This is a genomic window from Oceaniovalibus sp. ACAM 378, from assembly GCF_008085915.1.
In the GTDB taxonomy this organism is placed as follows: Bacteria; Pseudomonadota; Alphaproteobacteria; order Rhodobacterales; family Rhodobacteraceae; genus Oceaniglobus.
On record NZ_VSJK01000021.1, the window covers coordinates 47,738 to 73,096 of the forward strand.

Annotated in this window: 23 protein-coding genes, 7 pseudogenes and 1 riboswitch; of the genes and pseudogenes, 23 read left to right on the forward strand and 7 right to left on the reverse strand. The window is 57.5% G+C overall.

What is annotated here, in order from left to right; translation table 11 throughout:
- Positions 1 to 90 precede the first annotated feature (90 nt).
- Positions 91 to 591, forward strand: coding sequence for an RcnB family protein (locus tag FQ320_RS21440; RefSeq protein WP_148475356.1), 501 nt, complete (start codon positions 91 to 93; stop codon positions 589 to 591).
- Positions 592 to 715: 124 nt separating this feature from the next.
- Here the strand turns inward: FQ320_RS21440 and FQ320_RS21445 are convergent.
- Positions 716 to 1,420 (reverse strand): annotated as a pseudogene (locus FQ320_RS21445) (IS6 family transposase).
- A 162-nt stretch (positions 1,421 to 1,582) separates the two neighbouring features.
- On the opposite strand from FQ320_RS21445, the gene FQ320_RS21450 reads away from it, so the two are divergent.
- The 4 genes from FQ320_RS21450 to FQ320_RS21465 all read left to right on the forward strand — a co-directional run bounded on the left by FQ320_RS21450 (position 1,583) and on the right by FQ320_RS21465 (position 6,832).
- Positions 1,583 to 2,593, forward strand: a complete 1,011-nt coding sequence (locus FQ320_RS21450; protein ID WP_148475357.1) for a TAXI family TRAP transporter solute-binding subunit — start codon at positions 1,583 to 1,585, stop codon at positions 2,591 to 2,593.
- Between the two features lie 81 nt (positions 2,594 to 2,674).
- The gene (locus FQ320_RS21455; protein ID WP_148475358.1) at positions 2,675 to 4,900 is read left to right on the forward strand and encodes a TRAP transporter fused permease subunit; all 2,226 of its coding nucleotides are present in this window, start codon (positions 2,675 to 2,677) and stop codon (positions 4,898 to 4,900) included.
- Positions 4,901 to 4,903: 3 nt separating this feature from the next.
- Positions 4,904 to 6,142, forward strand: coding sequence for an FAD-binding oxidoreductase (locus FQ320_RS21460; protein WP_148475359.1), 1,239 nt, complete (start codon positions 4,904 to 4,906; stop codon positions 6,140 to 6,142).
- 27 nt (positions 6,143 to 6,169) lie between these two features.
- Positions 6,170 to 6,832, forward strand: a complete 663-nt coding sequence (locus FQ320_RS21465) for an aspartate/glutamate racemase family protein (protein ID WP_255509656.1) — start codon at positions 6,170 to 6,172, stop codon at positions 6,830 to 6,832.
- 35 nt (positions 6,833 to 6,867) lie between these two features.
- Here FQ320_RS21465 and FQ320_RS21470 read toward each other — a convergent pair.
- Positions 6,868 to 7,237: pseudogene (locus FQ320_RS21470) on the reverse strand (DDE-type integrase/transposase/recombinase); the annotation flags it as partial.
- A gap of 21 nt (positions 7,238 to 7,258) precedes the next feature.
- Here FQ320_RS21470 and FQ320_RS21475 point away from each other — a divergent pair.
- Positions 7,259 to 7,636: pseudogene (locus tag FQ320_RS21475) on the forward strand (DDE-type integrase/transposase/recombinase).
- Between the two features lie 297 nt (positions 7,637 to 7,933).
- Here the strand turns inward: FQ320_RS21475 and FQ320_RS21480 are convergent.
- Both FQ320_RS21480 and FQ320_RS21485 read right to left on the reverse strand, forming a co-directional pair.
- Positions 7,934 to 9,412 (reverse strand): pyridoxal-dependent decarboxylase, encoded by a 1,479-nt coding sequence (locus tag FQ320_RS21480; RefSeq protein WP_148475360.1) that lies wholly within the window; start codon positions 9,410 to 9,412, stop codon positions 7,934 to 7,936.
- A 1-nt stretch (position 9,413) separates the two neighbouring features.
- The gene (locus tag FQ320_RS21485; RefSeq protein WP_148475377.1) at positions 9,414 to 10,505 is read right to left on the reverse strand and encodes a PLP-dependent cysteine synthase family protein; all 1,092 of its coding nucleotides are present in this window, start codon (positions 10,503 to 10,505) and stop codon (positions 9,414 to 9,416) included.
- A gap of 94 nt (positions 10,506 to 10,599) precedes the next feature.
- On the opposite strand from FQ320_RS21485, the gene FQ320_RS21490 reads away from it, so the two are divergent.
- Together FQ320_RS21490 and FQ320_RS21495 are read left to right on the forward strand one after the other, a co-directional pair.
- The gene (locus FQ320_RS21490; RefSeq protein ID WP_222861687.1) at positions 10,600 to 12,606 is read left to right on the forward strand and encodes a BTAD domain-containing putative transcriptional regulator; all 2,007 of its coding nucleotides are present in this window, start codon (positions 10,600 to 10,602) and stop codon (positions 12,604 to 12,606) included.
- A 158-nt stretch (positions 12,607 to 12,764) separates the two neighbouring features.
- Complete coding sequence (locus FQ320_RS21495) at positions 12,765 to 13,130, forward strand: cupin domain-containing protein (RefSeq protein WP_148475361.1); 366 nt, start codon at positions 12,765 to 12,767, stop codon at positions 13,128 to 13,130.
- 107 nt (positions 13,131 to 13,237) lie between these two features.
- Here the strand turns inward: FQ320_RS21495 and FQ320_RS21500 are convergent.
- Both FQ320_RS21500 and FQ320_RS21510 read right to left on the reverse strand, forming a co-directional pair.
- Positions 13,238 to 13,429: pseudogene (locus FQ320_RS21500) on the reverse strand (IS256 family transposase); the annotation flags it as partial.
- 378 nt (positions 13,430 to 13,807) lie between these two features.
- Positions 13,808 to 14,521 carry an IS6 family transposase gene (locus FQ320_RS21510; RefSeq protein ID WP_148475379.1) on the reverse strand — a complete coding sequence of 238 codons (714 nt, stop codon included), beginning with the start codon at positions 14,519 to 14,521 and terminating at the stop codon, positions 13,808 to 13,810.
- A 144-nt stretch (positions 14,522 to 14,665) separates the two neighbouring features.
- Between FQ320_RS21510 and FQ320_RS21515 the strand changes: the two genes are divergently transcribed.
- Together FQ320_RS21515 and FQ320_RS26935 are read left to right on the forward strand one after the other, a co-directional pair.
- Positions 14,666 to 14,893 (forward strand): type II toxin-antitoxin system Phd/YefM family antitoxin, encoded by a 228-nt coding sequence (locus tag FQ320_RS21515; protein WP_148475363.1) that lies wholly within the window; start codon positions 14,666 to 14,668, stop codon positions 14,891 to 14,893.
- The gene (locus tag FQ320_RS26935; protein ID WP_222861688.1) at positions 14,884 to 15,318 is read left to right on the forward strand and encodes a type II toxin-antitoxin system VapC family toxin; all 435 of its coding nucleotides are present in this window, start codon (positions 14,884 to 14,886) and stop codon (positions 15,316 to 15,318) included. Before FQ320_RS21515 ends, FQ320_RS26935 begins: the two co-directional genes overlap by 10 nt.
- 39 nt (positions 15,319 to 15,357) lie before the next feature.
- On the opposite strand, the pseudogene FQ320_RS21525 reads toward FQ320_RS26935, so the two are convergent.
- Positions 15,358 to 15,558 (reverse strand): annotated as a pseudogene (locus FQ320_RS21525) (hypothetical protein); the annotation flags it as partial.
- A 438-nt stretch (positions 15,559 to 15,996) separates the two neighbouring features.
- Positions 15,997 to 16,097, forward strand: a riboswitch (TPP riboswitch).
- Between the two features lie 58 nt (positions 16,098 to 16,155).
- Between FQ320_RS21525 and thiD the strand changes: the two are divergent.
- The 13 genes and pseudogenes from thiD to FQ320_RS21590 form a co-directional block, all read left to right on the forward strand.
- The gene (gene thiD / locus FQ320_RS21530; protein ID WP_148475364.1) at positions 16,156 to 16,965 is read left to right on the forward strand and encodes a bifunctional hydroxymethylpyrimidine kinase/phosphomethylpyrimidine kinase; all 810 of its coding nucleotides are present in this window, start codon (positions 16,156 to 16,158) and stop codon (positions 16,963 to 16,965) included.
- The gene (locus tag FQ320_RS21535) at positions 16,962 to 17,957 is read left to right on the forward strand and encodes an FAD-dependent oxidoreductase (RefSeq protein ID WP_148475365.1); all 996 of its coding nucleotides are present in this window, start codon (positions 16,962 to 16,964) and stop codon (positions 17,955 to 17,957) included. Before thiD ends, FQ320_RS21535 begins: the two co-directional genes overlap by 4 nt.
- On the forward strand, positions 17,941 to 18,138 hold the full coding sequence (gene thiS / locus FQ320_RS21540; protein ID WP_148475366.1) for a sulfur carrier protein ThiS: 198 nt from the start codon (positions 17,941 to 17,943) through the stop codon (positions 18,136 to 18,138). The genes FQ320_RS21535 and thiS overlap by 17 nt, the downstream gene beginning before the upstream one ends.
- A gap of 3 nt (positions 18,139 to 18,141) precedes the next feature.
- On the forward strand, positions 18,142 to 18,915 hold the full coding sequence (locus FQ320_RS21545) for a thiazole synthase (RefSeq protein ID WP_148475367.1): 774 nt from the start codon (positions 18,142 to 18,144) through the stop codon (positions 18,913 to 18,915).
- Positions 18,912 to 19,508: a thiamine phosphate synthase gene (locus FQ320_RS21550; protein WP_148475368.1), complete on the forward strand. Its 597-nt coding sequence runs from the start codon at positions 18,912 to 18,914 to the stop codon at positions 19,506 to 19,508. Before FQ320_RS21545 ends, FQ320_RS21550 begins: the two co-directional genes overlap by 4 nt.
- Complete coding sequence (locus FQ320_RS21555; protein ID WP_148475369.1) at positions 19,487 to 20,500, forward strand: HesA/MoeB/ThiF family protein; 1,014 nt, start codon at positions 19,487 to 19,489, stop codon at positions 20,498 to 20,500. The genes FQ320_RS21550 and FQ320_RS21555 overlap by 22 nt, the downstream gene beginning before the upstream one ends.
- Positions 20,497 to 21,435, forward strand: a complete 939-nt coding sequence (locus tag FQ320_RS21560; RefSeq protein WP_148475370.1) for an ABC transporter substrate-binding protein — start codon at positions 20,497 to 20,499, stop codon at positions 21,433 to 21,435. Before FQ320_RS21555 ends, FQ320_RS21560 begins: the two co-directional genes overlap by 4 nt.
- Positions 21,435 to 22,115, forward strand: coding sequence for a TenA family protein (locus FQ320_RS21565; RefSeq protein WP_187394023.1), 681 nt, complete (start codon positions 21,435 to 21,437; stop codon positions 22,113 to 22,115). The genes FQ320_RS21560 and FQ320_RS21565 overlap by 1 nt, the downstream gene beginning before the upstream one ends.
- On the forward strand, positions 22,112 to 22,837 hold the full coding sequence (locus tag FQ320_RS21570; RefSeq protein WP_148475372.1) for an ABC transporter ATP-binding protein: 726 nt from the start codon (positions 22,112 to 22,114) through the stop codon (positions 22,835 to 22,837). The genes FQ320_RS21565 and FQ320_RS21570 overlap by 4 nt, the downstream gene beginning before the upstream one ends.
- Positions 22,834 to 23,580: an ABC transporter permease gene (locus FQ320_RS21575; protein WP_148475373.1), complete on the forward strand. Its 747-nt coding sequence runs from the start codon at positions 22,834 to 22,836 to the stop codon at positions 23,578 to 23,580. The genes FQ320_RS21570 and FQ320_RS21575 overlap by 4 nt, the downstream gene beginning before the upstream one ends.
- Before the next feature lie 35 nt (positions 23,581 to 23,615).
- A pseudogene (locus tag FQ320_RS26625) lies at positions 23,616 to 23,681 on the forward strand (integrase); the annotation flags it as partial.
- Between the two features lie 247 nt (positions 23,682 to 23,928).
- On the forward strand, positions 23,929 to 24,678 hold the full coding sequence (map, locus tag FQ320_RS21585; protein ID WP_148475374.1) for a type I methionyl aminopeptidase: 750 nt from the start codon (positions 23,929 to 23,931) through the stop codon (positions 24,676 to 24,678).
- Positions 24,675 to 25,260, forward strand: a pseudogene (locus tag FQ320_RS21590) (tyrosine-type recombinase/integrase); the annotation flags it as partial. The gene map and the pseudogene FQ320_RS21590, both read left to right, overlap by 4 nt.
- Positions 25,261 to 25,359 lie beyond the last annotated feature (99 nt).

The following is a 25,359-nucleotide window of genomic DNA, read 5'->3' on the forward strand; positions in this document are numbered from 1 at the left end:
CTTTTCACCGCTGCGAATGGTGCCGGGACGGAGGGAACACTTGGTTTGTTACCGTGTTGTCCTGGAGTGAATAGGCAAATGGAAGTCATTATGAAAATCCTGATTTTTACAGCGGCACTGGCCTTGGCCAGTTTACCGCCAAGCCTTGCATTGGCGAAGAATGACAAACCCAAGCATGGCGGCAAGCACCAAAGCACAGCGGTACAAGGCTGCCCGCCCGGTCTGGCGAAGAAACACAACGGTTGCCGGCCGCCCGGCCAAGCCAAAAAGGCGCGAAAGCAGAGTACGCCCAACCCGGATGTAACCATACGCGAGACAACAACAACGACCGAGACCCGAGACGGCACCATTACGACACGCACCGTTGAATACGTCACATTGGAAAACGGCGAGCGCTATCGTGTCGGCGACCGGCTCAACACAAGTTATCGCGATCTTGTCAGGGTGATCGATAACCCGGATCTTTTTGATCTGGCCCCCGTTGCAGAGAACCGCAGCTATGTGCGCGTCGGCGACACAGCAGTGATGGTTGATAACGATACGCGGGAGGTGCTTGCACTAGTCGCGCTGGCAAACCTGTTGATCGATTGACTGAAATCCCATCACTGCGAAAGACCGGACGCCATTTCTTCGAAAGCCATGGCTCAACATAGCTCAGCAGGGAGTGTTGTCACCTTAACTTCGCGAGCGCCGAAGCGAGCAATTTCTAGGTTGCTCAGGCGATATTAGCCGCCGCGCCCCAAGCGTCGAATGCTTCCAGTCGGTGATAGCGGATTGTTAGGGCTGCATGGCGACGGAATGGGACAGAAAAGCAATTTCGGGTTGCGGAGTGGAGTGACACAAAACGCTGTAACCCGCCCGGTGACCGGAACCCCTGCATTATTCTCTGACGCTTTCGGAACGGCAGGTGGCGGTTTTAGGCACGATTGTTGAGGCCCTTATGCGACCAGTGATCGAGGTCGGGCGCGACCTCTCGTTTGGCCGCTGCATAAGAACGCAGTTTGTCTGTGACAATCCGTTTGGCGACGAAGCCATGCCGCTTGAGCAGCCTGACCAGCAACCGCGTTGCCGCGCGCTTATGCCGTCTGGATTGAAGGAATTCTTCCAGCACGACACCATTCTGATCGACGGCGCGCCACAGCCAGTATGACCTGCATGCGATTTTCATGACGACTTCGTCCACATGTCAGACGTCACCGGGACAGGCCTGCCGATGTCGCAGGTTCCGGGCGATCTGCTGACCAAACTTGACGGTCCAGCGCCGGATGGTCTCATAGGACACGTCGATGCCGCGCTCGAGCAGCATCGCCTCAACCTCGCGCAGACTCAGGTTGAAACGGACGTACAGCCACACTGCATGAGCGATGATCTGGGCTGGGAAGCGGTGACGTTTGTAGCTGATAGAAGGTGTATGCATCATTGCCAGCTATGTCCAAATGTCACGCGAGCAACCGAACGACAGTCTATGTGACAATCCCCTTCAGCAGTTAAAAGTTGATTCTATGTCGAACTTCACTAGGCTCCCCATCACGACATACAAGGACGTGGCTCAAGCTGCGCGTATAATAATAGGGAGTTTACGATGGCATTTATCCAAAGGATTGCGGGTGCAGCATTAGCGACGGCCTTGATCGCCGGCTCTGCGCTGGCACAAGATCCGACATTCTTTCGCATCGGTACCGGAGGTGCGGGCGGCACGTATTTTCCGATTGGCGGAACGATTGCCAACGCGATCTCTTCCCCACCCGGCTCTCGTCCTTGTGACGAGGGCGGACAGTGCGGCGTGCCGGGTCTGATTGCAATAGCGCAATCGACGACCGCCTCGGTGTTCAACAATGCTGCAATTCAGAATGGCGACTTGGAGGCCGGTCTTTCCGCCGCTGATGTGACGCGCGAAATGTACATGGGTGTCGGCACCTTCGAAGGCAAGAAACACGAGAAATTGCGACTGGTCGCCAATCTCTTTCCCGAAGACCTTCACCTGGTCATGCCCAAAGATGCAACGCTGGACGGCTTGGATAAATTGGCAGGTAAACGTGTCGGCATTGCACAGGCCGGTTCTGGCACGCAGGTTGCTGTGCTTAAGATGCTAGAGAATTGGGGCGTCAATCGCGATAATATGGAGGAGGCCGAGCTTAACAACGCCCAATCCGCAGAGCGTTTGGCGGATGGGCAATTGGACGCATTTTTCTATGCGGCAGGCTGGCCAGTTGCCGCGATGGTGCAGCTCGCCTCGACTAAGGGTATGTCGCTATATTCCTTCAGCGACGAAGAAATGAAGGCGATAAACGATATAGTTCCCGCCTATATTCCGTCCAAGATTCCGGGCGGAGTTTATGAGGGTATTGATAACGATACGATGGTACCAGCCGTTTCGGCCTTTTTGATTGTGTCGTCTGACCTGTCCGACGATCTGGTTTACGGGATCACCAAGGCACTTTGGAATGAAAACACCCGCATGTTGTTGGATAACGGCCACGCCAAGGGCAAGTTGATCACGGCGGATACGGCACTGGATGGCGTTGATAGCCTCGGAGTGCCGCTGCATCCGGGGGCAGAACGGTTCTACCGCGAAGCGGGGCTGCTAAAATAAACAGTCCTGCGATCTGTTCTAGCTAAGCGATGCCCGGCACCGGGCATCGCCACCCCTTCTTATTATTGACAAGGTAGGCCAGTGACTCATAGCAGTGATGACCTAACCGCAGAAGAGATAGCGGAACTGACACCGGAACAGCTGGCCGAGATCGAGCGCAAGTATGACGAGGGTGTCGCCACGCGACCGGTTGGCCCGAATGCAAGCAAGGTGTTGCGAGCGGTAGCGCTGATTTTTGCAATGTATCACTTTATCACGGCGGGCTTTGGCCTCCCAGCCGATCATTGGCATATGGGTTGGCATCTTTCTGGGCTGTTTATTCTAATCTATGCTCTGTTCCCGATATTTAAAACCGAAAGTCTGTTTGCGATGAAAGTCAGCCGGGTACGGCTGGGCAATATTCCGCTTTATGATCTGGTGTTCATGGCGCTCGGCGTGGCCTCGTCACTGTATGTGGGCCTTGCGTGGCGCGGGATTCCCGTATTGGGAATTGAAGAACAGACCTTCCGGATGGGCAACCCCAACGGATACGACGTATTTTTCGGGGTGGTAATTATCCTACTGGTTCTGGATATAGCTAGACGTACGTTGGGCTGGGTCTTGCCGCTAATTATTTGTTTATTTATATCCTACGCTCTGCTGGGGGCACATTTTTCGGGGCTGTTGCAGCATCCCGGCGTTAATTTCAAAAACTTCGTCTCATCGATGTACTTCCCGCAAGAAGGGATCTTTGGAGTCACACTTTGGGTCGTCTCAACCATCGTATTCCACTTCGTTCTGTTCGGCGTTATCGCGCAGCGCACTGGGCTTGGGCAACTGTTCATCGACAATGCGACGATACTTGCGGGGCAATATGTCGGAGGGCCAGCCAAGGTTTCGGTAGTCTCATCGGCGTTCTTCGGTACCATATCCGGCTCTTCCGTGGCCAATACGGTTTCCACTGGCTCGCTGACGATCCCAAATATGAAACGCCTTGGCTATCCCGGCCATTTCGCAGGTGGGGTCGAGGCGGCTGCCTCGGCGGGAGGGCAGATTACGCCGCCAATCATGGGTGCCGCCGCCTTTATCATGGCAGAGTTTCTGCAACTTCCCTACACCACCATAGTCATCGCAGCTATTTTTCCGGCGATGCTGCATTACGTCGGCGTGTTTACAGTAGTGCATCTGATGGCGCTGAAACTTGGCCTGAAAGGCATGGCAAAGGAATCTTTGCCGAGGTTCGCAGCCGTATGGCGCGAAGGCTGGGCAAATATCATTCCGCTGATCGGTCTCTTAGTCGTCCTGTTTTCCGGTTACACGCCCTATATGTCGGCGTTTTGTGCCATCTCACTGACGGTGATTGCGGGCATGGCACGACTGCGAACCCCGTCTACCTTGGTTTATCCGGTGGCTTTCATAGCCTTTGTTGTATGGAAATGGATCGGGGGTGGCTTCGACGGCCCTATGGCCTTTGGCCTTATTGTTGGGGCAATGATTGCCACGTTAAACCCGCAAGATCGTATCCGCGTTCCAGAAATGGCTGAAGCGTTAGAACTGGGCGTCAAATACGCGCTGGCAGTTGGTGCTGCCGCGGCTGCGGTGGGCATCGTAGTTGGAGTTATCAACACCACGGGTGTCGGGTTCCGAATGGGTTATATGGTGACGCAAAGCGCCGGCGCTATGGCGATAAGCTTGAACGAGATGATCACCTTCGGCGGTTGGGAAATGATCTCTATCCCGGATCTGCAACTATTTCTGTCGTTGGTGTTTATCGCAGTTTCCTGCATTTTGATGGGGGCAGGCATTCCCACAACGGCGCTTTACATCATGCTTGTTTCAATTGCGCAGCCCGCACTGGCACAACTCGGTGTGCCGCCGATCGCAAGCCATATGTTCGTGCTCTATTATGGTGTGGTGTCTGAGATTACACCGCCCGTCTGTACCTCCGCCTATGCAGCGGCGGCGATCGCCAATTCTAACCCATTCCGCACCGGCGTTTCCGCCTTTACATTGGGCTTGGGCAAGATCGTAGCGCCAATGGCCTTTGTCTATGCGCCGGTGCTTTTGATTGTCTCATCAACCGGGTTTGACATGTGGGAGTTTATCTATACTGCCACCAGTTGTATCTTGGGGGTTTTGGCGCTTTCAACTGCAGTCGTGGGGTATTGGAAAGCACCGATGGGCATACTCATGCGTGTCTTATTGGCCATAGCTGGGGTCGTCTTCATCGCCCCATCGCTTCAGGCCGATCTGATTGCCGCACTTATCGCAAGCCCCGCCGTTATCAGCCAATTGATGACGCGTCGCGCACTGGTGAAGGCAGGGTAGTTGATGGAAGAGCAAGTCACCATTATTGGAGCAGGCATAGTGGGCATTTGCACTGCTCTGTCGCTGCGCGAACGCGGTTTTGCTGTGCGGCTGATCGATCGAGCGTCACCCGGGCAGGAAACCTCTTACGGGAATGCAGGCGTTATTTCGCCTTGGTCGATTATTCCACAGGCTATGCCAGGAATATGGAGAACACTTCCCGGCTTGTTGCGGGACAAAGAAAGCCCCCTGTCGGTAAGACCCAGCTTTTGGCCCCAGATGATCCCGTGGGGTCTGCGGTTCTTGCGCCATGCAACTGAGGCCAAAGCGCGCAAAACTTCGGACAGTATGGAATATTTGTGCAGCCCTTCTGTTGATCTCTATCGCCGCCACTTGCGCGGAACTAACCATGAAAACCTGCTAAGCGATAGCTATTACATCCACGCATTTCGCGACGCGGACAAGGCCAGCCTACAAAGCCTTGAGTATCGCATCCGGATGGAAAAGGGCTGCGACCTAGAACTGATTGGACCTGCTGAGCTGCAGGCGCTGGAACCTGGACTTTCGCATGACTTCAAAGCAGCCGTTCTGATCAAAGGTCAGGCCCGCGCCCATGCTCCCGGCGAAATCGGCCGTGTACTGGCCAATAAAGCCCGCGCCATGGGTGTGGATGTGGTATTGGCCGAGGTTACTGGTCTATCGCGCCACGACGACCAATGGACGATCAGCGCCAAAGACCAGAGCTTTAGCGCGCCGCGCGTGGTTCTGGCCGCCGGCGTTTGGTCTGCCGACTTGTTGCGGCCATTGGGTGTTAACCTGCCTTTACTGGCTGAGCGTGGCTATCACGTTGAGTTTCTTGCACCGGGGGTAACCCTGACTAATTCAGTATTGGATGTTGATGCCAAGGCCGTCGCCAGTTCCATGCTGGGCGGCCTTCGCCTTGCGGGCACGGCAGAATTTGCCTCGATTGAAGCCTCTCCTGATCCCAAAAAGCAGGCCCTTCTAACTCGACAAGCCAAGGGAATGCTGCCTGATTTAAACACGGCGCGCGCATCATTCTGGATGGGGCGCAGACCATCCTTCCCCGATAGTTTGCCGGTTCTTGGTGAATTGGCCGGGCAGGCGGGCCTATTCACCGCCTTCGGGCACAGCCATTACGGCCTAATGATGGCCCCGAAAACAGGGGAGGTCTTGGCCGATATCCTGTCCGGCCGCGCCGCCAACGCCGATCTGGCACCGTTTAGCGCCTGCCGCTTTCGATAAATCCAGCTCAAAATTAAAGGAAGCCTGATGCCTATATTTGCCGGAGGTCAAAATATCTGCGGCGCCTCGATTGGGGTGCTCTGCCTTGAAAGTTATTTCCCTAAACCGCCGGGCCATATTAAAAACCCTTCCAGCCTGCCCTTCTCCCTATTGTATGAGATGATCGACGGGGTGACGGTGCCTATCCTGCTTAATAATCCTACCTCTAAATTGCTGCAACCTTTCATTGAAGGCGCCAAACGATTGGAGCGCGAAGGGGTGCGAGCAATCACCGGCAGTTGCGGATTCCTCGCCCTCTTTCAAAAGGAACTTGCTGCAGCCGTAAACATTCCGGTTTTCGCTTCCAGCCTGATCCAGGTGCCGCTGGCTTATCACATGACGGGTGCCCGAGCGCCCGTGGGCGTACTTACCGCTGATACCCGCGCCCTGACTGAGCGGCATTTTGCAGGCGTCGGCGCTGCGGATATTCCCGTCGTGGTGGAAGGCATGGAGACAGCGCAAGAGTTCTCCGAAGTAATCTTGCAAAACAAGCGCAACAGGATGGACACAGACCTGATCGAGGCCGAAGTGATGCAAGCCGTCACCCGCCTTCAAGCGCAATCCCGATATGGGGGCTTTGGTTTTGGAATGTACCGACCTACCACCCTATGCTGCTCAAATTCAGGCCCAGCTGCGGATTCCCGTTTTTGATCTGACAACCCTCGCAACAATGGCCCACAACGTCACTACACGAACGCATTATACAGGCGAAATGCCTTGGTAACAGCCGGCGTTTGGGCTGGAAGGGCATTGAGTTGGTAGCGTCGAGGGCGAAAGATTAGGGTGATCTGGTCATGTGCAGACAGAAACCTCTGAGCTTGGCGGTGGGATTTGAAGCGGCCAAATATCTTCTCTTGTTTGTGGGTTGGTCGATGCGTGACTTCGATCACGTTGTTTAGACCTTTGTGGGCGCGGTGGTCGGCGCGCGGGGCCAGTGTCTTGATTGGTTTAGTATAACTGCGCAATTTATCGGTGATCACTACCCTCGGTTCGCTGAACGTGACGACCAATCTTTCGAAAAAGCGCATTGCGGCGTGTTTGCACGAGAATGACAAGAAGGGGGAAACCCTTGATTTCATGCTGTCGGAGCGCCGCGACGAAGCCGCAGCTACTGCGTTCTTCATGAAATCTATCGGCAATAACGGCTGGCCGGGCACGGTCGTCATCGACAAAAGTGGATCGAACACGGCTGGTCTGTTCAACATGAACTGACTGCTCGTGATGTGCGGCTGGTGTTGGTTGGTCACTGTCCGGCGGACGAAATATCTTAACAACATCATTGAACAGGACCACCGTTTCACTAAGAAACTTACCCGACCGATGCAGACCTTCAAATCGCTGAATTCAGCTTCGGCAACTCTTGCCGGGATTGAATTCGCGCATATGATCCGGAAAGGTCAGTTTGACCACTCAGAGCAGTCTGGCGTCGCGCAGTTCGCGACGCTCGCTGGATAAGTGTGTTCACCAGAAGAACTTTTTAGGCGGGCAAAAACTGTGCGACACTACCATCCAGCGTGCGGCGTAGATATGGGCGCCCTTGTCCTGACCCTGACCGCCGGGAAACAGCACGCGCGGGGGGCAGGTCATCACGACCTTGCACTCCAATGAATGCTTGTGACTGTCCGTCCATGCTTCCCAAGATTCTTGATCGGGCGGTTGGCCAAGGCCGGAGTCGACAGGTGAGAGGAAACCCGTCGTTTCGCAGCGGAGCCGTCCGCAGTACTCCGTTCATTCGTCGTTCATCGGTTCGGGTTAAACTGGCCATCGATCACGCATGGCGACTGCCAGGATTTCTTTCACCAACAAGTCCAGATCAGCACGGCGGGTGCGGTGGTTGGTGATAGCGACCCGAAGACAGTGGCGGCCATTCAACGTCGTGTCCGAGAACACGGCAATGCCTTCTTCCTGAAGCCGCAGCATGATCTCGACGTTCCAACGCTTGAGGTCTTCGGCAGACATCCCAACTTTCGGCAGATGGCGGAAGCAGACAATGTTGATACAAGTGGGCGCGGCCAACTCCAGTTCCGGCGTTTGGTTGATCAGATCCGCGAGATATTTGGCTTGAGCGATATTTTGATCGATCAGCCGCCCGAATTTTGTCACCCCGTGTTCCTTCAGCGCCATCCAAACCTTCAGGGCCCGAAACCCGCGGGAGGTCTGCGGGCCAAGGTCGTGAAGCCACGGTGCCGCCGCGAGGCCGCGCGAGGCGCCCTGTAGATATTCTGCAGAATGCGCGAAGCTGTCTCGATGTGCGGCGGAGTCACGGATAAGGGCGCAGCCAGCCTCGAAGGGCGCATGGAGCCACTTATGCGGGTCCATGGCGATGGAATCGGCCCGCTCAAGCCCCGTTACCAGCGGCGCGTTAACAGGCGCGATGGCGATCAGTGCGCCGATGCAACCGTCGATATGGAACCACATTCCCTCCACTGCGGCCAGATCGGCGAGCGCATTGAGGTCGTCGATGGCACCGACGTTGACCGTCCCGGCGGTGCCTATGATACAGGCAGGCTTCAGGCCCGCCGCCCGATCCTCGGCAATGGCTGTTCGCAACGCGGTCAAATCTATCCGAAAATCCTCAGTTGTCGGGATCAAGCGAAGCGCCTTACGCCCCAACCCCAAACCCTCTACCGCTTTGAAGTGACAGCCATGCACCTGATCCGAGGCGTAAAAGCGGAGCGGTTGGGGTAAAGCCCCGATGCCTTCGGCGCGGACATCAACCCCAGCCATGACGTTGCGTGCCACCGTCAGACCGATCAAATTGGCCATGGATCCGCCACTGGTCAGAGTGCCGCTGGCTTCACTCGGGAAATTCACCATTTCCTTCAGCCAGCCCACGACTTGATCATCCATCCGTGCTGCCGCATGGTTGCCACCGCCGAGATTCGATCCCTGCACGGCGGCCAGAAACTCACCAAGTGCGCCGGTCAGATTTCCCGCCCCCATATACCACGCCCAAAAGCGAGGATGGGTGTTGCCCATCGGATAGGCCATTGCAGTGCCAAACACCTCGCGCACCACATCCTCCAGCGGCGTCGGCCGGTGCGGCACCTTGGTGGCGAGCCGGGTGCGGATTTCTGGCGGCATGTCGCGCCAGACCGGTCGGGACCGGATATCGCGCAGGTGGTCAACCGCCTCGCCGGCCACCCGGGTGACGAGGGCACGCGCGGCGTCCCAGTCGGCGGGATCGAGGGTTTCCTCGGAGGCCGCTGTGGTTTGTTCAGAGTCCCCCATCTCATTGCGCCGCAAATTGATAGCCCGGTGTGGAGCGCGACAGAGCCGTCTCCGCCTCGTCCATCTCCTCAGGGATTGCCTCAAATAGCGGTGTGGTCATGTAGCGCTCCCCGGTATCGGGCAGCATGCAGAGGATAACCGATCCCTCCGGCGCTTGCTCCGCGATCTGGACTGCCACTGCGAAGGTTGCACCGCCCGAGATCCCACTAAGGATGCCTTCCTTGCGCGCCAGCTGCCGTGTCCACTCCATGGCTTCGGTGCCGGAAACCGGCATAAGCTCGTCATAGGCGTTCTGCGCAAGCGCTGCTTGCAAAACATGGGGAATGAAGTCCGGCGTCCAGCCTTGAATCGGGTGCGGCTCAAAGGCGGGAAAGGCGGGATGCGTGGCCGAGGGGCCGCCATCGCCATCGCGTCTCTGCGGCTTTCCGCTGCCGATGAGCCTTGCATTGCCCGGCTCGGACAAGGCGATCTTCGTCTCTGGCCGCTCCCGACGCAGAACCGCCGAAACGCCGGCCAGCGTGCCGCCGGTGCCGTAACCGGTCACGAACCAGTCGAGACGGGAGTCAGCAAAATCAGCAATGATCTCACGCGCCGTAGTTGCCTCGTGGATCGCTGCGTTGGCCGGTGTCTCGAATTGGCGCGCAAGAAACCAGCCATTGGCTTCGGCCAACTCAATCGCCTTGCGATACATGCCGAAACCCTTTTCGGCGCGCGGGGTCAACACCACCTTGGCACCGAGCATCCGCATCAGCTTGCGTCGTTCGACAGAAAAGCTGTCGGCCATCGTCACCACCAGCGGATAACCCTTTTGCGCACAGACCATCGCCAGACCAATCCCGGTATTGCCGCTGGTCGCCTCGACCACCGTTTGGCCGGGCTGCAAGGCGCCGGACCGCTCTGCCGCTTCGATGATCGCGATGGCAAGTCGGTCTTTCACCGACGCGCCGGGATTGAAGAATTCAGCCTTCACGTAAATCGTCGCGTGCTTGGGGCCGAGATTATTGATCCGTACCGTCGGCGTATCACCGATGGTGTCGAGGATGGAATCGTAGAGACGCCCGCGCCCACGCGTGGTCCTGATCTGGTTGTCCATGGACATGACTTTCTCCTGATTTTTTGCCAGTATTCACGAAACCATGGTATCACTCTGGTGACATTCTGGCGTGGAAGGCAGCGTGGAAGCTCCCGTGGAAACTGTTACGCTGATGAAGCCGGGCTCGACACCAGCGTTGGAAATCCTTCTGCTTGGACCGGTAGAGGTTCGCCGGGATGGGATATCCCTCGCGCTCGCCCGCTCACGCAAGCTGCGGGCATTACTGGCAATATTGGTGACCGAAGCCCGTCCGCTCAGCCGCCGGCGACTATGCGACCTGTTATGGGACAGACCGAACGATCCACGGGCCGAACTTCGCTGGCATCTCAGCAAGCTCCGGCAGATCGTGGATGCACCGGATCGTCAGCGGCTTATTGCAGACGAGGATGAGATCAGCCTTGATCTTGACGGCTGTGTTGTCGACGCTCTTCAGGTCATGGAAATTGAGCAGAACCATCCGCCGGCTGCGGATCGGCTAAATGAGCTTTCTAAACTGTTCCGGGGACAGTTTCTTGGTGAGTTGACCCTATCCGGACCTCTAGCTGAGCAATGGTTGACCGCACAGCGGCGTAAGTACACCGCCTGCCAAATCAGCATCATCAAGGCACTGGTCGCGAGGTTGCCGAAGAGGTCCGACGAGGTCGCGCCGCATCTCGAACTTTGGTTGGACCTCGCGCCCTTCGACCTTGAGGCGCATCGCCACCTTCTCGGGCATCTGGCCGGTCACGGTCGCATCGCCGAAGCAGGGTTACACCTTGCAACCACTGAGCGGCTGTTCATGGATGAAGGGATTCCCGCCGTCGAGTTGCGCCAGATTTGGTCCACGATCAAGGCGGAGCGCGTCCGCACCTCGTCGGCAACCGACCCGTCGCCTGCACTCGGAATGGACCGCACAACCAATGAGACAAGCCCACCCGCCATGACCCGCGCGGCCCTCGCCATGATGCCATTCACTGTTCGGGACAGTAAGATCGGCAAAGGTATCGCTGATGGGCTGACACATGATGTCATCACGCGACTGGCCAAACTTAGGAGCCTTTCGATCATCGCGCGTGGATCGGTCTATGCCCTCGCCGCCCTCGGCATTCCCGACACGGAGGCCGGGCGGCGCCTCAAGGTCGATTATGTGGCTTCGGGCAGCTTGCATCGGGTTGGCCCCATTCTTCGGCTGGACATCGAGTTGACCGAAACCCGATCGGAGAGGATCGTCTGGGCAGAGACCTGCGACGTGCCCGCCGATGACATGCTGGAGGCGCTGGACGCACTGGGCAACCGGATCGTTGCAGCGCTGACGGGTGAGATTGAGCAAGCCGAACGGAACCGCGCGATCTTGCGCGCGCCGTCTTCACTTGACGCTTGGGGCGCGCATCACCGTGGCCTCTGGCATATGTATCGCTTCACCAAAGAGAACAACGCTCGGGCGCAGCACTTCTTTGATCTGGCCGTGACGCTCGACCCGACCTTCTCGCGCGCCCATGCCGGTCTGTCGTTCACCCACTGGCAGAATGCCTTCCAGAACTGGTCTGATCCGGGCCGCGAGGCCGAACTGGCTTACGTTGCCGCCGCGCAGAGCCTGCTTGCCGACGAGCAGGACCCGGCGGCGCATTGGGCGATGGGGCGTGCCCTTTGGCTGCGCAAACAGCACGGCCAAGCTGTGGCAGAACTGCGGGAATCGGTAAATCTCAGCCCGAATTTTGCGCTCGGTCACTATTCGCTGGCGTTTGTAGAGTCCCAGACCGGCGATCCGACAGAGGCGATCAAAGCCTCGGACAGGTCGCGCATGCTCAGCCCCTATGACCCTTTGATGTTTGGCATGCTCGGAAGCCGGGCGATTGCGCATCTGCGGCTTGGCCAGTTTGAGGAGGCAGCTGACTGGGCAACGCAGGCGGCGGCCCGTCCGAACGCGCATATCAATATCTTGGGCATCGCCGCCCTGTGCCTCGCGCTGGCGGATCGGGCGCCCGAGGGCCTGGTTCTGGCAGCTTCGATTCATGCTACGCAGCCTCGATACGGTATCGACGACTTCCTGAGTGCATTCCATTTCTCGCCGAGCAAGGCAACGCTTCTGCGCGCCGCAGCGGCGCAAGTGGCGTTGGCCTGACAACGCCGAACGAGATTTCCACGCCAATTCCAACGATTGGTGCCACGGGCACACCCATGCCCGCCCTCTATCAAGAATCAGGTGGTTCAAAATCGCCCGCCCCTTGGTTCGAGACTGAGGCTTTCTGCAGAAATGATCACATGAGAAAGGACACCAGCATGAGCAATTCTATTGAAATCAGACGTTTTGAGACCCCCGACGACTCGCTCGACATGAAAGAGCGTGGGGGGATCAACATCATCAAAATGGCCGACGGAACCACTGGCATGCGCGCGACATTTGAGCCGGGCTGGACATGGGAGGAGGACGAGAAGCCGCTGCTCGGTTCGCCAGATTCATGCCCTATGCGCCATACAGGTTACTGCATCGCAGGTAAGCTTGTGGTCCGTATGGTCGACACCGGTGCCGAAACGACCCTCACCAAGGGGGATTTCTTCGAAATTCCGCCGGGCCACGACGCCTATGTCGACGGCGCCGATCGCGTCGAGTTGATCTTGTTCGGCCCCCCGGAACATCAGCACTGACTTGCCCAGCACCGGTGCCTTCAGCGGTACGCCAACAAACGAGGAGATATGCCCAAAAGTTGGTGACGGCGTGATCGGGCGGCGTTTTGAAGTTGCTTGATGCCGTCCTAAATTTCAATCCCTTTGATGATCTCCGGCATGCGTGCAGCGCCATCGAGTTTTCGCCATTTGGCCTGAGCAGACATCATCAGTTTGAATGCCATGGCGAGGCCGGTTTTCCGGCTTAGACATCCCTTGGTTTTGCCGGTGCGACGGCGGACAGTCGCGAAGGTACTTTCGATTGGGTTTGTAACCGGTATGAAGATTCTGGTGCCAAGGTTCGGCCCCGATTCTCGGATCAGGGTATATGGTGCGACCATGCCGATCTATACGATGAGCTGCGAGCTCGTGTTAGTAGCTGGCCGCCTCTGCGACTCGCCCGCCGCCACCGGGCTTGAACCGGTGGCGCCTTCGGTGGCAGCCGCCGAGAGCGCGAATCCGTAGTTGTCGTGTCGCCCGTCGCTCCTGTTTTTGTCACGGGCAAGGGAGGCGCATATGCGACGCGTAATTGGAATCGCCATCCACCGAACCTTCGGGGAATTGGTGATTTGGGAGAACGGTCTGACCAGACACGAGGGCCGGGTCGGGGATCGTCAAGTTATCGGCGATCTTGGCAGCGAAAGTCGGGACGTCGGATCTCAAACAACGTTTAGCTCACGAGTGATGTCGTCGCAGATCCAATGGGCGTCGGCTCTGGATTGTCTGTAAGTAGCGGCTGAAAGGGTGTGTCGGCGCGACCGGAATATGTTTTGGACCTGATCATGGACGGACAAGAACCGCTGTGCTTGGCGGGGTGACTTGAAACGACCCATGATCTTTTCTCGCCGCCGTGTCGGCCTGTGTGTCCCTTCGCATCGATTGTTGAGACCTGTGTGGCTACGATGCTCTGTTCCCGCAGGAAGCTCTTTCAAGGCAGCCCCGTAGCTTCGGAGTTTATCAGTGACGATCACCCGCGGCGCACAGAATGCCTTGAATAACCTGCGGAAAAAGCGACGTGCGGCCCGTTTGTTGCGCCGAGGCTGCACGAGGATGTCGAGCACATCACCACGGCTATTGACGGCGCGCCAGAGCCAATATTTCTTGCCGTTTATCGGAATAACGACTTCGTCCAAGTGCCATTTGTCCGCCGCTGCCGGACGATCCCGGCGGATTACTTGGGCATATTTCAGCCCGAATTTCGCAACCAAAGAGCGGATTGACTCGTAACTGACCACAATTCCGCGCGTGGCCAACAGGTCCTCGACATCCCGCAAGCTCATGGGGAACCGGTGATAGGCCCAGTCAGCGTATGCGATAATCTCAGGTGGGAAACCGTGGCCTAAGAAGGCACCAGGTTGCCTGGGTTTGGTCATAAGAAAATCGACCGCCACGTGCGTCCCCCCGCAACTTGACGATACCCCTTTGCACTTCGTGGCGGATGGGCACTGCTTGTCATCTCTGAAGAGAGAGCTTAGCTTAGTCTAAGACTTGGACCAAGTTGGTCTTGGAGGTGCGGAATGCAGATGAATATTGCAGAAGCGAAAGCAAAGCTCTCAGAGCTTATTGCGGCGGCTGAGCGCGGTGAAGAAGTCGTGATCGCACGCGGTGGTAAGCCAATCGTGCGCCTCGTGTCGGTTCATCAAAAGGGGCCTGCGTTTCGTATCGGAATCGCCGATGGCGTGGTGTCGCGAGTACCAGATTTTCTTGAGCCCATGGCTGAGAATGAGATTGCGCTTTGGAGCTGACGACGGTCCTTCTTGATACTCACACTTGGGTATGGAGCCTGTTCCAGGCATCGGACCTCTCGCCCACTGCGCGAGAGGTAATCGAGCAGGCGCGAACGGTCTACGTCGCTCCCTGCTCATTTCACGAAATTACCTCTAAACACCGGACGGGAAAGTGGCCGGAGGTCGGATCTGTCGTAGAGAGACTGCCGCACCTCCTGCGGGCTCAGGGTGGAGTTGGGGCGCCCTATACAGTAGAAATGGCTGTTCTTTCCGGTGGGATGGATTGGTCTCACAAAGATCCTTTTGATCGGATGATCGCTGCGACGGCCATCGAGCTGTCCTGCTCCCTTATTTCCACGGATGCCACCTTCGATCAGCTTGAAGGCCATCCTGGCTGGGTCGGCCGAGTCTGGAATGAGATTCCCACGAAGAAATCTTCGTAGGGCACCGGTATCCGGAAAGCCAATATGGCCGGAGAAACCTCAGCACGTCGAAGAATTTCGCACCACGAAATGCAAAGGACTGGGCGTGTTCAGTCCCGGCATCTGGTAGATCGGATTTAGGATGAATCGATCTGGCTCTGAAGTCCAGATTTTGCAGATGTATTCGTAGGGCGTGAGGCCGCTGAGCGTCTTGAGGCGGCGTGCAAAGTTGTAGGCCGCCATGAAGTCGGCGAGGTGCACGCTTTCGCCACTTCGCGACGGTTTTTGGGTTCGTCGGGAAAACGATTCACCGGATCGTTTTCTGACCCTCCTCACTCCCCAACTCCTTGCTCAGCTGCGCGAGCGAAGCTTGCCCCTCTCGGGACATTGCTGCGCAATGCCCTGCCGGGCAGTGGATCGCTGTATTGCCGCTCTGACGGCGTGCATCGTCGTGGCGCTGCCGTGACGAACTTGTCCCATAATGCTTCCTTCCAAGCCTGAGAAAGGATCGCACCATCAAAACATGGGATCAAACACCTAGACGACAGCGTAGCTGATCGTGTTTGGCACAGTGGTCGCGCCGATGAAGTCACTGCGGCAATATAAATCATTTCGGATGTTGTGGTAGTCGGTTTCCTACCATATCAACGTAGACGAATTACGCTGTTTTGCTCGCCAGTTGCGGCGAAACGGTAACGAAATCATCCGTCGGGGGGCCCATTTGGGCTGAGAGGTGCATGCACCGACCCGTCGAACCTGATCCGGGTTATGCCGGCGTAGGGAACGGGTAGATTGTGCGACCAAGATTGCACGAGGCTCATTCTCACGTCGGCACGCCCATACTCTGGAGACGTGGCCGTGACGAAACACCCCCCGATTGTCCTGACCATTGCCGGCTCCGATAGTGGCGGCGGTGCTGGTGTGCAGGCCGATATAAAGGCGATGTCTGCAAACGGCGTTTATGGTGCAAGCGTCATCACCGCAGTGACGGCGCAAAACACATTCACCGTCACCGCCGTGCACGAGATTCCCGCCGACATCGTTGGCGCGCAAATTGATGCGGTTTTATCGGATCTTGATGTCGATGTGATCAAGCTGGGGATGTTGTTCTCGGTGCCGATCATTGAAGCCACTGCAAAGCGTTTGACCGCGTTCAAAGGCCCGATTGTGGTTGATCCGGTGATGATTGCGAAATCGGGCGATGCTCTTTTGCAAAACGATGCAGTGGCCGCACTGATTGCGCATATCCTGCCGCATGCAAGCCTTCTGACCCCGAACCTGCCCGAAGCCGCACGGCTCCTGAACACGTCCGAGGCGACGACCCTCGAAGAGATGGCAGCCCAAGGGCGACAGCTGATCGCGATGGGACCAAAGGCTGTCCTGATGAAGGGTGGCCATGCTGTTGGGGGCACGTGCACCGATGTTCTCGTTGATGGAAGCGGCACCATCGCCACATGCACAGCGCCGCGGATCGGCACACGTAACACCCATGGCACGGGATGCACCTATTCGGCGGCCATCGCCGCACAACTTGCAAAAGGGTTGGATCTTAAAGAAGCCGTGATTGCCGCGCACGGATATCTTCAAGCGGCGATCAAAGCTGCGGACACGTTGCAAATCGGAAAAGGTCACGGCCCAGTACACCACTTTTACGGCCAATTGGGATGACCGAGGTCACGATCATAGGGGCTGGCGTTGCCGGCCTGTGCGTCGCGCGGGCACTGTTGGACCGGGGTGCTGATGTTGTGTTGGTCGACCGGCACGCGGACGCTGGCCCGCATGCCTGTTCATGGTGGGCGGGTGGCATGCTTGCCCCGTTTTGCGAGGGCGAAAGCGCTGAGGAACCTGTCGTCCGGTTGGGATGCGAAGCAGCCGATTGGTGGAACGCCAAAACCAATGCCGTGTATCGTTGCGGCTCGCTTGTCGTGTCTCCTGCACGCGACAAGTCTGATCTGGTGCGGTTCGCCCGGCGCACAACCGGATACAGAGAGGTAACTGGGGCTGAAATTGCAAACCTTGAACCTGATTTGGGCGACCGCTTCGCCAAGGGATTGTTCTTTGAAACTGAATGCCACCTTACCCCCCGCCTCGCCCTTGCCCGATTGCGCGCAAGCATCTTGGTGGACGGTGCACAATTTGTGCAAGACGACGCCGATCCCGATGAATACGCGCAGCGCGGTTTGACCATCGATTGCCGGGGATTTCAGGCCCGAGCCAATCTGCCAGATCTGCGCGGCGTCAAAGGTGAAATGTTGGTTTTGTCCTGTCCTGATGTCACCTTGTCCCGGCCCATAAGGATGCTGCACCCCCGCGTGCCGATCTACCTCGTGCCGCGTGGCGACGGGATTTTCATGCTGGGGGCGACGATGATTGAAGGCCATGCAGGCAAACACGTCACCGCCCGTGCATTGCTGGAATTGCTCAGTGCCGCCTATGCGCTGAACCCCGCGTTTGGTGAGGCCGAAGTTCTGGAAATCGGCGTCGATAGCCGCCCCGCCTTTCCCGACAATCTGCCGCGCATCAGGCGCGTCGGAAATTTGATCCGCGCCAATGGCTTGTTCCGGCACGGATTTCTTTTGGCCCCCGCGATGGCGCGGATGGTGACTGAATTGATCTTTGACAATAAAACTCCCGAGGTGATGGATGAAACTGCAGCTTAATGGCGCTTCAATCGATGCGCAGGTCACCACATTGGCAGATCTTTTGGTGGCCGAAGGGTTTGGCGAGGCCAAAGTCGCCACCGCTGTAAATGGCACCTTTGTGCCGACACAGATGCGCACCGATCATATCCTCAACGCCGGTGACGCCGTTGAGGTCCTTGCCCCAATGCAGGGAGGATAGGCCATGCGCGAATTCTACGGCAAGTCATTACCCAACGGCTTCATGCTTGGGACGGCGCAATACCCATCGCCCGCGATATTGGCGGATGCGTTCAAACGCAGTGGTGCCAGCGTGGCAACGGTGTCTTTGCGCCGCGAAAGCGGGCGGGATCGCGCAGGTCAGGACTTTTGGCAACTGATCCGTAACCTTGGTGTTCATATTCTGCCCAATACAGCGGGATGCCACAGCGTCAAAGAGGCGGTGACGACCGCGCATATGGCCCGCGAGGTCTTTGATACCAAATGGATCAAGCTGGAGGTCATCGGCGAAGAAGACACGCTCCACCCTGATGTCTTCGGGCTTGTTGAAGCCGCGCGCATTCTGTCCGAGGACGGATTTCAGGTGTTTCCCTACACCACCGAAGACTTGGTTGTTGCCGACAAATTGCGTCATGCCGGTTGCGAGGTGTTGATGCCCTGGGGGGCGCCGATCGGGTCAGGACTCGGGTTGAACAACATCTTCGGATTACGGGCTCTGCGCGCGCATTTCCCTGACGTGCCGCTGGTCATTGATGCGGGTCTTGGCCTGCCGTCACACGCCGCCGCCGCGATGGAGATGGGATTTGACGCCGTTTTGCTCAACACCGCCGTGGCCAAGGCAGGCGACCCCGCCGCCATGGCCGAGGCTTTTGCGGCTGCAATCAAAGCGGGCAAATTGGCCAAAGCCGCCGATCCTATGGAACCCCGTGACATGGCCGCCCCCTCAACCCCGGTGATTGGAAAGGCGTTCTTGGAATGACATTCGATCGTTTCTACCCGATTTTTGACAGTGCTGACTGGATCGAACGCCTTGTGCCGCTTGGGATCAAGCTGGTGCAACTGCGGATAAAAGACGTCCCTCCCAACGTTGTGAATGCCCATATCCAGCGGGCAAAATCGGTTTGTGCGCGCCACGATTGCACATTGATTGTCAACGATTATTGGCAGGCCGCGATTGATGCGGGCTGCGACTATATCCACCTTGGGCAAGAAGATCTTGACGGTGCTGATATAACTGCCATTCGCGCGGCAGGCTTGCGGCTGGGGATCAGCACGCATGACAAGACCGAGTTGGCGCGCGCCATGGCGCTTGCCCCGGATTACATCGCGTTGGGGCCGGTTTACCCGACGATCCTGAAGAAGATGAAGTGGCACGAACAAGGCCTTGCAAAGCTAACAACGTGGCGCGAACTGATTGGTGAAACACCGCTAATCGCAATCGGGGGCATGTCGATCGACCGTGCGGCGGGTGCCTTTGATGCAGGCGCGGATGTGATCGCCGCTGTCACGGACATCACATTGAACGAGAGCCCCGAGGCGCGCGTGCAGGCATGGTTGGCGGCGACACGATGAACAGATACGCGCGCCAAATTTGCCTCGCCGAGGTGGGGGACGCGGGCCAAGCCGCAATCCGGGCTGCACATGTTCTTGTGGTTGGCGTCGGGGGCTTGGCTGCGCCTGTACTACAATATCTGGTTGCCGCAGGCGTTGGACAGCTGACGCTGGTGGATGGCGACAGGGTTACTTTGTCCAACCTGCACCGACAGACCCTGTTTCGCGAGGCCGATGTTGGCAAGGCCAAGGCCGTTGTTGCGGCACAAACATTGCGGGCCCTGAACGCTGAGTGCGTGATTAGTACGATTGAAATCCCGCTTGATCCGGCAAATGCGAAGGCTTTTGTTGCGCAAAGCACGCTTGTTTTGGATTGCGCCGACAACTTCGCCATAAGCTACATTCTGTCCGATACGTGCAAAGCGTTGGGCGTTCCGCTGATCAGCGCATCCGTTTTGGAATTCGGCGGTTACGTTGGCGGTTTTTGTCATACGGCACCATCGCTGCGGGCCGTGTTCCCAGACCTGCCCGATCGTGCGGCGACCTGTGCGACAGCCGGGGTCATGGGGCCAGTTGTCGGCATGATCGGCGCAGCACAAGCACAGATGGCATTGGCCTATTTGATTGGGCAGACACCATCGCCTTTGGGCCAGTTGCTGCGCTTCGATTTAAGAAATTTCCGGTTTAGCGGTTTCCGTTTTGATACCGCACCGGACCCCGCGCCGGACCTGACGTTTATCCCCGCCTCCAACATCAAGCCCACCGATTTCGTTGTTGAGCTGCGGGGCACAGACGAAGCGCCGACGCCGGTTGCGGCACATGCCAAACGTCTGACTGTCGCGCAAATTGCCGATCACCAGCCAACGCCCGCCGCCAATCAGCGCGCTGTATTCGCGTGCCGGTCCGGTTTGCGGGCGTGGCAAGCGGCCACTCATCTTCGCTCCTATTGGGGCGGCGACATCACTCTAATTGCAATGGGCGACACGCCTCCAACGGAAAGACAGCCGACATGAAACTGATTTCTTTGACCGCAGCAATTTCCTTTGCGGCCTCTCCGCTGTTGGCCGCTGATGAGATGACCGTTCTGCTCGATTGGTTCATCAACCCGGACCATGGCCCGATCATCGTGGCGCAGGAACTCGGCTATTTTGCCGAACAGGATCTTGAGGTCGAAATCATCGCGCCTGCCGATCCTTCCGACCCGCCAAAACTGGTCGCGGCAGGCAAGGCAGACTTGGCGATTTCATACCAGCCACAACTGCACCTGCAAATCCATGAAGGCCTGCCGTTGCAAAGGGTTGGGACATTGGTCGCAACACCTTTGAACTGCCTTTTGGCCCTCAATGACGGCCCGATCAAATCGCCCGCAGATTTGGCAGGCAAAAAGGTGGGGTTCTCCGTTGGCGGGGTTGAAGAGGCGGTTGTCGGCGCGATTCTGCGCCATCACGGTTTGTCCTTGGAGGATGTGGAACTGGTCAATGTGAACTGGTCGCTGTCTCCATCATTGATGTCCGGTCAGGTGGATGCGGTCATCGGCGCATTCCGAAACTTTGAGCTTAACCAGATGGACATCGAAGGCATCAAAGGAAAGTGCTTTTTCGTCGAGGAAGAGGGGCTGCCTTCGTATGACGAGCTGATCTATGTCGCCAACGCGGATACGATGGACAAAGACAAGATTGCCCGCTTTCTGGCCGCAACTGAAAAAGCGACGCAGTACATTGTGAACCACCCCGAAGACAGCTGGGAAATCTTTTCGGGCACCTCGGCCGAATTGCAAGACGAACTGAACGCCAAAGCCTGGGTAGATACGCTGCCGCGTTTTGCACTGCGCCCGACAGCCATGGACGAAGGCCGCTATGCCGCGTTTGAGGCGTTCCTGCATGAGGCCGGCCTCATTCCTTCGCAAAACCCTGTGTCCCAAATTGCAATTGATGTGACGGCGAATTGATGGCGCCTGATTATGGTAAGACCTTCGCGCTTTGGCGTGCGGGGGCAGGGGGCGCGTGGCGTGATTTCACGCATCACGCCTTCGTCGAAGGGCTGGGGGACGGTTCCTTGCCGCGGGCCGCGTTCCTGCATTATTTGATTCAGGACTACGTTTTCCTGGTCCATTTTTCCCGCGCTTGGTCACTGGCCGTGGTCAAATCCGAAACGCTTGAGGAAATGAAAATTTGCGCGGCGACAGTGGATGCATTGGTCAATCATGAGATGCCGCTGCATGTGAAAACCTGTGCTGCCGAAGGCATTGATGAGGCCGCTTTATTTGCAGCACAAGAGTCCGTCGAAAACCTTGCCTATACCCGCTATGTGCTGGACGCGGGCCTACAGGGTGATTTTCTGGATTTGATGGCGGCATTGATTCCTTGCGTCATGGGGTACGGTGAAATCGGCTTGCGGTTGGCGCGCAGTAAGGCCCGCGACACGCCCTATGCCGAATGGATTGCGACCTATGCAGACCCCGACTATCAGGCGGTATGCGCCAATGCTGGCGCGATGATCGACAATGCCGTGGCGCGCCGGATCGGGGATCTATCCCAAGCGCCGCGTTCCGCCACCCTCCAAAACCGTTTTAACATGGCGACCAAATTGGAAGCCGGGTTCTGGAAAATGGGACTGAACGGCGCATGACCACATCGCCGGGGATCACATTAAAAGGTCAACATCGCATCGGGGGTCGTGTGCTATTCGATGCGGACCTGCTTATCCCTGGCGGACAATGGACCTGTCTGTTGGGGCGATCTGGCGTTGGCAAATCAACGATCCTGCGGCTGATCCTCGGGCTCGAAACGGGCGGCTTGTTCAGCGGCAGTTTTGCGGCCACGGATGGTATGCCTTTGGCCGGTCGCATCAGCTATATGGCGCAATCGGATTTGTTGCTGCCGTGGCTGTCGGTGCTGGACAACGTCTGCATTGGCGCGCGTTTGCGGGGCGAGAGCCCTCATTTTGGGCGCGCCCGCGACCTTCTGAACCGCGTCGGGCTGTCGGATCACACGGATCAGAAACCCGCTACCCTGTCTGGAGGAATGCGGCAACGCGCCGCCCTCGCGCGCACCCTGTTTGAGGATCGCCCGATCTTGTTTCTGGATGAACCGTTTTCAGCCCTCGACGCAGGCACGCGCGCCGACATGCAGGAGCTGGCCTCCGACGTTTTACAAGATCGCACCGTCTTATTGGTCACCCATGATCCTGCCGAGGCCGCCCGCCTTGCGCATCAGATTATCGTCATGTCAGCGCAAGCAACCCAAAACTGGCCGGTTCCCGAGACTGTCGCTTTGCGTGAAATAAACGCACCGGAAACGCTTGCCTGTCAGGCCAAATTGCTCGCGTATTTGCGGGGGATCGCCGCATGAGGTTTCGAGATATCTTGATGACCCTGCTCATTGGACTGGGTCTGTGGCAAGCGCTGGTGATTATCACCGATGCCCCGCACTTTATTCTGCCGTCGCCTTGGCGGGTTGCGCAGGCCGCCTACAAAAGTCGTGTGATCATAGCCGAGAATACGTGGGTCACAGCGATTGAGGTGGTGCTTGGGCTGCTGATTGGCACACTCCTTGGGGTCGCCACGGCGATCCAACTGGCGATGTCAAAGACCGTCGAGCGGCTGATGCTGCCGATCCTTGTATTTACCCAAGCCGTGCCCGTTTTTGCACTGGCCCCCCTGTTGACGCTTTGGTTTGGTTACGGAATGGGGTCAAAAATCGTAATGGCTGTTCTGATCATCTACTTCCCCGTCACGTCCGCGTTCCACGATGGGCTCACGCGGATTGACAGCGGATATCGAGATTTGTCGATTTCGATGGGTGCAGGCGGATGGAATTTCATGCGGTACATTCAAATACCCCAAGCGCTTCCCAGCCTTGGCACGGGCCTACGGCTGGCGGCGGTTTATGCGCCGATTGGCGCGGTGATTGGCGAATGGGTTGGAGCCTCTAAGGGCCTCGGCTACCTGATGCTACTCGCCAATGGCCGTGCAAAAATCGACCTGATGTTCGCCAGCTTGATCGTCCTGGCATGTCTTACCGTGTTTTTGCACATCACAATCGGCGTACTTGCCACCCGTCTGAACCGCTACGCCCAGGGCGTAACCAATTAATAGAAAGCACTGACATGCGCGCGATTGACCTACTGACGGGCAGCCTGCGTGCCGTTCAGCTGCTGTTGGGACATACGAAGATAGACAGCACTGATCGTTAATTGGGGGTCGAACTTGAAGATGCGCTGGAGATTTCATAAGCCCTTGAACTTTAATCGTTTTGGCTGTTCGATACGGACGGCCCGAACCGGACTTAGACGACACACTCTGATCCCGCGTTGCAGCTTCACTGCAAAAGGCCATTCGTTCACAACGTAACATTTGTGAAAGAGCCGTGGCAGCAGCGCGGGACAAATATGACACGAGCCTGTACGATGCTGGATACATCGCCCAGCCAGAGGACACCCGGTGACGATCACGCACGAAGATCAACTGAATAGCCTAAAAGAGATTGGCCGGATTGTCGCGAACACGATGCACACGATGGCCAAAGCGATTGAGCCGGGCATGACCACGCGCGAGCTTGACGAAATCGGCCGCGCGCTATTGGAGTTTGACGGTGCCGTATCGGCTCCTGAGTCAGTTTACGACTTTCCCGGCGCGACCTGCATCAGCGTGAATGAGGAGATCGCCCACGGCATCCCCGGTGAGCGCGTCATTCTGGTCGGGGACTTGGTAAACATTGATGTATCCGCGTCAAAGAATGGCTTCTTCGCCGACAATGGCGCGACCTTTTGTGTCGGACCGGTCAAGTCCTCGCTGGAACGCTTATGCAAAGATGGTAAACGCGCGATGGAGATTGGCATCCGGCAAGTTGGCAGCAACAAGCCTCTTGCAGGCATTGGTAAAGCCGTGGGCAAGTTCGCGTCGGACCGCGGTTATACCCTTATCCAGAATCTGGCCAGTCACGGTGTCGGGAAATCGCTCCACGATTACCCCACTGAAATCGCGACCTGGCCCACTCGGGGCGACAAGCGGCGCATAAATAAAGGGTTGGTGCTGACTGTCGAACCGTTCCTGTCCACAGGCGGCCTATGGGCAACGGATTGCGAGGACGGCTGGACACTTTACAGCGACCCTGCCGCGCCTGTCGTCCAGTATGAGCACACGATTGTTGCGACAGATCGAGGGCCGGTAGTCGTGACGCTGCCAAGCTGAGCTTCTTCTTCGCGACGACGTTCCCGCGTCCGGAGATGAAACGGCACATGCGCTATCAGCGGGCAGCCAAGAAGATCCCCGTGGTGCTGAGCGCTGAGGAAGTCACGCGCATTCTCGAAGCGGCACCTGGGCCCAGCCTGCGATACCGCGCCGCGTTCAGCGTGTCCTATGGCGGCGGGCTGCGCGCCAGCGCGGTCACGCATCAGAAGGTCGGCGACATCGACAGCGACCGGATGCTGATCCGCATGGACCAAGGCAAGGGCCGCAAGGATCGGAATGTGATGCTGTCGCCAAGCTTACTCGACCTGCTGCGTGACTATTACCGTGAAGCGCGCCCGGCGGGCTGGCTGTTCCCGGGGCGTAATCGGGTCGATCCAATCTCGACGCAACCGCGCGTTTGGAGTGGCTTGCGACTTTGCCGAGATCAAGAAGAAGGTGTCACCGAATACCCTGCGGCGCAGCTTTGCCACCCATCTGCTGGAAGGCGGCACAGATATCAGAGTGAGCCAAGTGCTGCTTGGCCATGCGAAGCTGGAGCCCACGACGATCTATACTGCGCATTTCGCGGAATGTGGGCATTGATTTCGCGCGATGTCGGGCACGCGTTTCACGCCATTGTGGGCAGCCATTTTACGATCGTGGGCAGGCTGGCCGACACTTTGATAGATTCAGGCTGGAGCG